We start from the raw sequence: 7392 nt of genomic DNA, 5'->3' as shown, positions 1-7392 counted from the left end.
ATCGGACGCTGACACATCTGCCCGCCCCCGTGAACACTCGTTCCTGGCGGGCGGGATGCGTTCGGGCCGGTCGCCGATCACCGCGTTTGATCTTGTAAAGCGGGGGTCGTCGGTTCGAACCCGACAGGGGGCTCAGCGCACCACCCCGGATGAGCCGAAGGTTTGGCCTTCTGGGAGCTTGATCAACGGCCTCGGACTCCTGGTCCGAGGCCGTTTGCGTGAGCGATGCGTGAGCGGATGGACTGGTCGGCGGGGTCGCTGCCGTGGACTGGGCATCCCTGCGCGGCCTGTTCGCCCGGGGAACGAGCCGGGCCGCCGCCTCCGCGATCGCCCGGTCGACCTGCGGAAGCAGGGTCGTGTACGTGTCCGAGGTGAAGCCGATCGAGGAGTGTCTGGCTGATGCCTCTGATCGACACGGCAGCCGACATGGAGCCGCCGATGCCGGTCGAAGACCGTGCGGCGGACACCTGGGAGCCCCTGGTGGCGGTCGCCGACATCGCCGGAGGCGAGTGGCCCGCGCACGCCCGAGCGGCCTGCCGTGCCATGACCGCGCACGAGTCCGGGCAAGACGAGGACGGTGGCCTGAAGACCAGGATCCTGGCCGACATCCGCCGCGCCTTCGCCGCAGGCGGCAACCCGGACGCCTTGTCTACCGAGCACCTCCTGACCGCCCTGAACGCCGACAGTGAGGCTCCCTGGGCTGAGTACGGCATCAACGGCCTGACGGCGCGCGGCCCGCAACCCTGCTCAAGGACTACGGCATCGGCTCAGCGAACATCCGCTTCGACCGCGACACCCAGCGCAAGGGCTTCACCCGCAACAGCTTCGTCGACCCATGGAGCCGCTACTGCCCGGATCCCGTCGAGCAACCCGCTACCGGCACCTGACCCACCACCACCCGTACCACGCGTCCCCGCCCAGCTCAGGGTGGGGACGGGTCACTTCCCCGCAACGAGTCCTATCGTCCCTGGATTGGCACTCGTACCACTCTGACCAGCCATGCGACGAGTGGGACGACTGCAACACCATTTCGGCGGCCAGAAGGTCATCATGGCCGAGCAGGCAGCCACCAGCTGCGGGCCACAACGAGATCCGAGCTGACACCGCAGGCGGAGCAAGTTGTGGGGTAAGGAGTCCTTACCCCGGCCCGCGCCCCTTCGGGCGGAGCACGTTGGCGCGTTGGATATCCCAAGGGCTACCCAACGCGCCGACCTCGACCAGGGGGTCGAGGGTCGGTCATCTGGTGATCGCGGAGAGCCTCCTTCGCAGGGGCTCCTCGAGGTCGAGGTTGTCGCCTCGAGTGGTGGTCTGCAGCAGTTCAGTGATGACGACCAGTTCGGCGAACTGCCCGGCTGGCGTGTTGAGGATATGGGCGAGTCGGTGACGGACCCGGGCAGCGATGTCCGGCACGAGGAGGCTGTAGGAGTGCAGCAGCGCCGCGTCGTACCCAGCAGGTGCGACGCCCCAGCCTTCCCAGTCGAGGACGGTGAGGGTCGGGCCCGTGAGGTTGGCCCAGTGCAGGTCACCGTGGGCGGTCGTCCATGCGGGCACCTTGGTGTCGATCGGGATGCCCAGGTACTGGGGCATGGCGCGGTCCAGGTATTCCTGCCGGACCGCCACCCGGTCGCTGGGAACAGTGGCAATGGCGTCGAGGGCGGTGCTGAGTTCGTCCCACCAGGCGTCGTCCAGGTCCGGTGCCTCCCGGAGGATCGGCTCGTGGGAGGTGATGGTGGAGGCGGTGATCTTGTCGTACAACTCCGCCAAGTAGCCGTGTTCGGCCTCGGTCCAGGTGCGCCGCTCCCGTAGGCGCGGCCTGGGTACCGCAGGAGGCATGAGCCGTTCTGCCTCCTGCGGTCCCTCCCAGAGCTTTCCGCCGGCTTTGTCGGCCGGAGTGGACACCAGACGGAGCCAGCCCTCGCCGGATGCCGTGGCGACCGGACGGCCGAGGGTACGTCCGCGCCAGCCCCACGCTTCGTGGGTGCCGATCGGTGTCGCGTCGAGCGCCATCGCTGCTGCGGTGTGCATCCCGCGCATCCGCCTGGCGGTGTCCGGCTCAGGTTCCGAGTACATCAACGACCCTTCGGAGTACGTCCGGAGACAGCGACGGAAGGCCGACGGCTTCGGCGGCCTGCCGCCAGTGTTCCGCGTTCCCCGTCGACAGGAGCACGCGCTTCACTCCTGGGGCTGAAGCAACGACGGCGAGGGCGGCCTCGGCAGGGGTCTTGCCAGGGCTGATCAGCTCGGACAGTTCCGGGGGCACCATGCCGGGGATCTCGCCACCGTGGAGCGGGGCGGAGGCGAACACTTCCAAGCCCGCAGTCAGGGCATCGGCCAATGGGCCGTGTCCGTCGAGAGCCTGGGCGACGGGCGCGAGGTGGACGAGGGAGACCGGGAGCTGGATAGCCCGCAGGTGATGATTCGGCCTGCCGACTTTGGCCGCGAGTTCGATCAGCGTGGGTACGTCGAAGAGGCCGCTGCTGAAGCCGCGCCAGGTAGCCACTCCGTAGGCACTGATGACCTGTTGGTTGCACGCCTCCTCCAGGGCCAGGAAGGCGTTGTAGAGCCGATCGGTGATCTCGCCGTCCGGGCAGCCGTGTTCGGGGTTGTGCACGAACACCAGGTCGGGTACCCGGCCGAGCATGCGCCTGCTGCGCGCGAGTTGCCAGGCGATGTAGTCCGGGGCGAGGCAGTGCCCGCGTTCGGCGTCGGCTGCGGTCAGGGCACCGGCTCGCACACCGATGTGACTGGCGCTGGCCGGGACGAAGCCCACCTTGGTGGAGACGCGCAGATCCGGGTAGGCAGCCAGAACCACGGCGAGCCACGTCTCCGCCCGGCCGCCTGCGTAATTGGGCGCGGTGTCCACCCAGCCGGCACCTCGGGAGGCGGCCATCAGTGCGGCCTCGGCCACATTGAGGCAGCGGTAGGTACCGAGGCCCAGCCGGGCCGTCATCGTGCACCGCCGATCGCGGCGGCCTGGCCGTCGACCAGTTCCGTCACGACACCGGCGGCCTGCGCGAGATCGGCCAGCCGGTGAGGTTCGCCGTCTGCGAGGAGCGCGAGCATCGGCTGGGCCTTGGCGGCGAACGTCCACTCCTCGCCGCCGGCGGTCAGCCGGACGGTGCCGTCGGGCACGGTCGCGAGCGCGGGCCGCGTGGTGACCAGGGGCACCCGAAGGTCGGCGTCCGGTGGGGCCGCCGTGATGTGGGGCAGCGACGGCGCGAGGCGGGCTCGCTCGGTGGCGTCGCGAGCGGCGGAGAAGCGGGCGATCAGGTCGTCGCTTTCCAACTCGGCCGCGAGGAGCTTGCCGATGGTGTCGAGGAAGACGCGTTGTTCCTCAGCGGCCCCGAAGCGCGGGATGTCCGCCCGGACGGCTTCGTGGGCGCGCAGCATCTCCGACAGCCAGGTGATCAGATCGGCGCCCGTCGTGCTCTGCAGCCCGCACGTAACGTGCAGCGAGTGTTCGCCCTCGGAGGCGGCGACAGCGTGCCACCAGCCCCGAGGCAGATAGAGCACATCGCCGGCGGTGAGGACCAGATCGGCGACGGGCTCGTCGGGCGGCGGTTCCGGCGTCTCTACGTCGCGGTGCATCGGCACCGTGCGGGTGGGGCCGTAGATGCGCCAGCGCTTCGCGCCGTCGAGCTGGACGACAACCACGTCGTGATCGTCCCAGTGGACACCGAAGCCCTCGGTGCCGGTCCAGGAGGCATACAGGTTGACCTGCACGCCGGTCCGCAGCCAGCGCTCCAGCTGGCCGGCCAGAGCACCGATACCGGGGTGGAGCTCGTCAACGGCGTCCAGGACCAGCGTGGCACCCTCGGCGAGACGCTTGTGCAACTCGGAGGGCTGGAGCTGGTGCCAGACGGTGCTGCGCCGGGTGGTGATCGGTCGGGAGTACGTGTGCGCGGGCAGCTGCTCCCCGTTGGTGGCGAGTCGGAAGCGAGGGGGTTCGAACCGGTGGTGGGTCAGGATGGCGTTGAGGTCATCCCAGCTCATCAGCCCGGCGAGTGACGCGGCTTCGCCGCGTGCGACCTTGAAGCTGCGGCCGAGCGTCTGGGCGAGGAAGTCATCCCCGCCCAGACGCTCAACCACCGAGAAGTGCTCGGCGGTCATTGTGATGCAGCCGTCAGTCGTTGGTGTCGGTTCGGCCGGTGGAGCCGCCGTCCGACGGCTGCTCGCCACGCGAGCGAGCCGCGGCGACCTTTGCACGGGCGACCAGCAGGCCGTCGCCCTCCAGCTCGGTGTTGTTCGTCAGGTTCTCGGGCATGAAGCACTCCTTCGGAGTCATGGGGTGGGCCGACTGCCCGGCCCCGTCGTGGGTGCAGCGATGGATCCGTTGCCGGGGCAAGCCGTCGGCGAGGAACCGCAGGTGCTTACGCCGCGTGGCTGTTGACCAGCGCGGGCACCTGCATCCCCCAAGCCCGCGTCGGGGCGGGAGGAAGTCTTGTCAGACGCTGGTCGGCACGACATCCCGTGTAGTCGGGACAGCGGCCCGCACCAGCGCGGTGAGTCGCTCGTCGCCCGAAACGGCAGCGGTGGTGCCGACCTCGAACCAGATCCGTTTGCCAGCGGGGTCCGGCTCGGCGCCCCAGTTCGTCGCGAGCGCTGCCACCAGGAACAGCCCTCGCCCGTTGGTGGCATCGAGATCGATTCCGCCTGCAGCCGGCAGTTCGTGGCCGACGTCCGTCACCTCGACGCGCAGCCGTTCACCGTCCCAAGACACGCACACGACGCACGGGGCGTCCGTGTGGCACACGGCGTTGGTGATCAGCTCGCTGGACAGCAACTCGACATCGCGGAGCGCGTCCTCCGCCAGCGGCAAGCCCCAACCGCGCACGGCCCGTATCACCTGCCGCCGGGCGTCCGGCACGGCCTCGGCACTGGGCGGCACGCGAAAGCCGAACGGGGCGGGGGCGGTGGCATGGCGGATGGCGACGGACATGAGCGCGGACCTTTCACCGGGACGAGGTCGGCAGCGGGCCGATTCGCGCCGGGATTCACCCGGCAGGTATCTACAGAACCGTCTCCAACGCCGGTGAACCAGAGCAGAATTGATGTGGCAATGAGGCATCCGTGCTGCAAACCTGGGCATGACCTGGCCTGTTATGGCTACGGACGAACTGACGTACCTCTGGAGGACGCGGGATGGCATCCAGGAGGTCCCGGCTGATCCAGCGCAGGGAGGCTGTCGGCCACACCCAGGAATCCCTGGCTGAAGCCCTCGACGTGGACCGGACGACCGTGGGGCGATGGGAGAGCGGTAGGGGTGCCCCACAACCCTGGACGCGGCCGAAGCTCGCCCGCGTCCTGGAACTCTCGGTCGATCAGTTGGCCGACCTACTGGCAGTACCCCCTGCAGTCGCCGAAGCAGTTCCACCGCCCAGCAGCGTCGGCGACGCCTCGACTCCCGTGCTTGCCCGGCGCACGGACCACGACAACGATCTCGTAGTTGCCGTGGCAGCCGACTCGGCAGAGTCCGCGCTCTTCCTCCGCTTCGCGAGCGCGTCCAACGTGGACGACACGTTGCTCGAACAGGTCGACGCGGACATTGCGAGGCTGGCAGGGGACTACGTAAGCAAGCCGGTGTCCGAGCTCTTCCACGACATCGGAACCCTCCGGCGAGGAGTGTTCGACTTACTCCGAGGCCGCCAACACCCTTATCAGACAAGCCATCTCTACTTGCAGGCCGGACGCCTCTGCGGCCTGGCCACCCATGTCGCCCTCGACCTCGGCCAGTACACAGCTGCGGCCACGCATTCGCGAACGGCCTGGCGCTGCGCGGAGTCAGCCGGCCACCACGGCCTTCGGGCCTGGATCCGATCCGTCCAGTCCCTGATCGCCTACTGGCAGCAGGACCACCGCCAGGCCGCCGAACTGGCCAGAGCCGGGCTGCTGTATGCGGACAGCGGGACGATCGCCGCCCGCCTGCTCAGCCTCGAAGCGCGGGCCACCGCCGCGCTCGGCGACAGCGCGAGCGCGCTACGAGCCGTGGAGGCGGCCGAGGCCGCACGGAGCGCAGTAGCCGCCGTGGATCTCCCAGGCGTGTTCACGTTTCCCGAGGCCAAGCAGTGGACCTACGTCGGCACCGCCCTCCTTGCCCTGGGCGGCCAGACTCACGTGAACCGCGCCATCGAGGCATCCTCCAGGGCCATCACCCTGTACGAGTCCGCACCACAGCAAGAACAGTCCTCCGGCGACCTGATGGCCGCCCACCTTGACCTCGCCAACGCCCATCTCGCCCGTGGCGACCTCGACGGTGTACAGGAGAAGCTGTCGGTTGTGCTGAACACCGCACCAGACCGGCGAACAGCGAGCATCTCCACCCGGCTCCGAGCCCTGAGCAGTCGTCTCGCCGAGCCCGCCTACGCAGACTCCCCGCTCGTCCTGAGTCTCCGTGAGAATGTCAGAGAAGCCTGCTCTCGACCCGCACTCACGAACCCTCCGGAGCTGCCACAGTGACGAGCAACACCGCACAGCAGGACGCCGCGGTCGCCAACAAGGCGATCCTCGCGAACAGCGCCTACGCCGACGGACGCCACCTGGCCGCCCGCCAGTCGATCTACCGGTGGCAGCGGCCGCAGTACGACCTGCCCGGGATCGTCGTTGGAGAGCTGGCCGACACCAGCGGTACCGTCCTCGACGTCGGCTGCGGCAACGGCAAGTTCGTCAACCGCCTACACAAGGACCGTCCGGACCTTCAGGTCGTCGGGATGGACATCTCGGCGGGCATCCTCGCCGATGTCGAGAAGCCGGTCTTGGTGGCCGACGCCCAGACCCTGCCCTTCGCCGACGACAGCGCCGACGCAGTCCTCGCCCTGCACATGCTGTACCACGTCGGCGACATCGAGGCCACGATCAAGGAACTGGCCCGCGTCCTCCGGCCTGGCGGCGTGCTCATTGCGTCGACCAACAGCGACACCGACAAGCAGGAGTTGGACCAGCTCTGGGCCAGGGCCGCAGGCGACGTCCTCGGCGTCCCTGAAGGGCCAGCACGGGTCTCCCTCAGCTCTCGCTTCTCCTTGGAGAAGGCCGCCGGTTTCTTTGGGACGGCGTTCGGCGAGGTCCGGGTTCGAGAGTTGCCCGGCATCATTGAGGTCACCGACTCTGCGCCGATCGTCGCCCACCTGGCCTCGTACGAAGCGTGGGCCGAACAGTGCGGCGTCCCCTTCGATGAAACCGTCAGCCGAGCCGCCGAGATCGCAGCAGCCATCATCGCAGGTGAGGGATCATTCAAGATCACGTGCCTTGGCGGCGTTTTGGTGTGCCTGCCGAGGGAGCCCCGCAACGCCGCTTAGTATTTGGGCTCTTCATTGCCGATGGGGACTAGGGCATCCGCCATGGGGGGCGGTTGTATGGTGCCACCTCGGAAAACGCGCGACCAGTAGTTTCGAGATG

7 protein-coding genes and 2 pseudogenes are annotated in these 7392 nt (G+C 68.7%); 3 read left to right on the top strand and 6 right to left on the bottom strand.

Annotated features, from left to right (window positions below):
• Positions 1–277 precede the first annotated feature (277 nt).
• Positions 278–394: pseudogene (locus tag ACZ3UD_RS04400) on the bottom strand (tyrosine-type recombinase/integrase); the annotation flags it as partial.
• Here ACZ3UD_RS04400 and ACZ3UD_RS04395 point away from each other — a divergent pair.
• Positions 388–887 (top strand): annotated as a pseudogene (locus tag ACZ3UD_RS04395) (DUF3631 domain-containing protein); the annotation flags it as partial. The pseudogenes ACZ3UD_RS04400 and ACZ3UD_RS04395 sit on opposite strands and share 7 nt — an antisense overlap.
• A gap of 349 nt (positions 888–1236) precedes the next feature.
• Here ACZ3UD_RS04395 and ACZ3UD_RS04390 read toward each other — a convergent pair.
• The 5 genes from ACZ3UD_RS04390 to ACZ3UD_RS04370 form a co-directional block, all read right to left on the bottom strand.
• A complete protein-coding gene (locus ACZ3UD_RS04390; protein ID WP_465582043.1) occupies positions 1237–2025 on the bottom strand; it encodes a phosphotransferase family protein in 789 nt (262 codons plus the stop codon).
• Positions 2026–2053: 28 nt separating this feature from the next.
• On the bottom strand, positions 2054–2950 hold the full coding sequence (locus ACZ3UD_RS04385; protein WP_465582041.1) for an aldo/keto reductase: 897 nt from the start codon (positions 2948–2950) through the stop codon (positions 2054–2056).
• The gene (locus ACZ3UD_RS04380) at positions 2947–4110 is read right to left on the bottom strand and encodes a cupin domain-containing protein (protein ID WP_465582039.1); all 1164 of its coding nucleotides are present in this window, start codon (positions 4108–4110) and stop codon (positions 2947–2949) included. Before ACZ3UD_RS04380 ends, ACZ3UD_RS04385 begins: the two co-directional genes overlap by 4 nt.
• 13 nt (positions 4111–4123) lie before the next feature.
• Positions 4124–4264 carry a hypothetical protein gene (locus tag ACZ3UD_RS04375; protein WP_393030924.1) on the bottom strand — a complete coding sequence of 47 codons (141 nt, stop codon included), beginning with the start codon at positions 4262–4264 and terminating at the stop codon, positions 4124–4126.
• 180 nt (positions 4265–4444) lie between these two features.
• A complete protein-coding gene (locus ACZ3UD_RS04370) occupies positions 4445–4939 on the bottom strand; it encodes an ATP-binding protein (protein WP_465582036.1) in 495 nt (164 codons plus the stop codon).
• Between the two features lie 203 nt (positions 4940–5142).
• On the opposite strand from ACZ3UD_RS04370, the gene ACZ3UD_RS04365 reads away from it, so the two are divergent.
• Positions 5143–6456, top strand: a complete 1314-nt coding sequence (locus ACZ3UD_RS04365; protein ID WP_465582034.1) for a helix-turn-helix transcriptional regulator — start codon at positions 5143–5145, stop codon at positions 6454–6456.
• Complete coding sequence (locus ACZ3UD_RS04360; protein WP_465582032.1) at positions 6453–7292, top strand: class I SAM-dependent methyltransferase; 840 nt, start codon at positions 6453–6455, stop codon at positions 7290–7292. The genes ACZ3UD_RS04365 and ACZ3UD_RS04360 overlap by 4 nt, the downstream gene beginning before the upstream one ends.
• Positions 7293–7392: the final 100 nt, after the last annotated feature.

The organism is Kitasatospora sp. NPDC023118 (genome assembly GCF_055560875.1).
Note: the sequence above shows the minus strand (reverse complement) of the source record. Positions and strands in the feature narration are given on the sequence as shown.

What these genes read in the sequence shown, in the direction of transcription:
- ACZ3UD_RS04390 (WP_465582043.1), bottom strand. Translation starts at nt 2,025, where the DNA reads ATGCACACCGCAGCAGCGATGGCGCTCGACGCGACACCGATCGGCACC.
- ACZ3UD_RS04385 (WP_465582041.1), bottom strand. Translation starts at nt 2,950, where the DNA reads ATGACGGCCCGGCTGGGCCTCGGTACCTACCGCTGCCTCAATGTGGCC.
- ACZ3UD_RS04380 (WP_465582039.1), bottom strand. Translation starts at nt 4,110, where the DNA reads ATGACCGCCGAGCACTTCTCGGTGGTTGAGCGTCTGGGCGGGGATGAC.
- ACZ3UD_RS04375 (WP_393030924.1), bottom strand. Translation starts at nt 4,264, where the DNA reads ATGCCCGAGAACCTGACGAACAACACCGAGCTGGAGGGCGACGGCCTG.
- ACZ3UD_RS04370 (WP_465582036.1), bottom strand. Translation starts at nt 4,939, where the DNA reads ATGTCCGTCGCCATCCGCCATGCCACCGCCCCCGCCCCGTTCGGCTTT.
- ACZ3UD_RS04365 (WP_465582034.1), top strand. Translation starts at nt 5,143, where the DNA reads ATGGCATCCAGGAGGTCCCGGCTGATCCAGCGCAGGGAGGCTGTCGGC.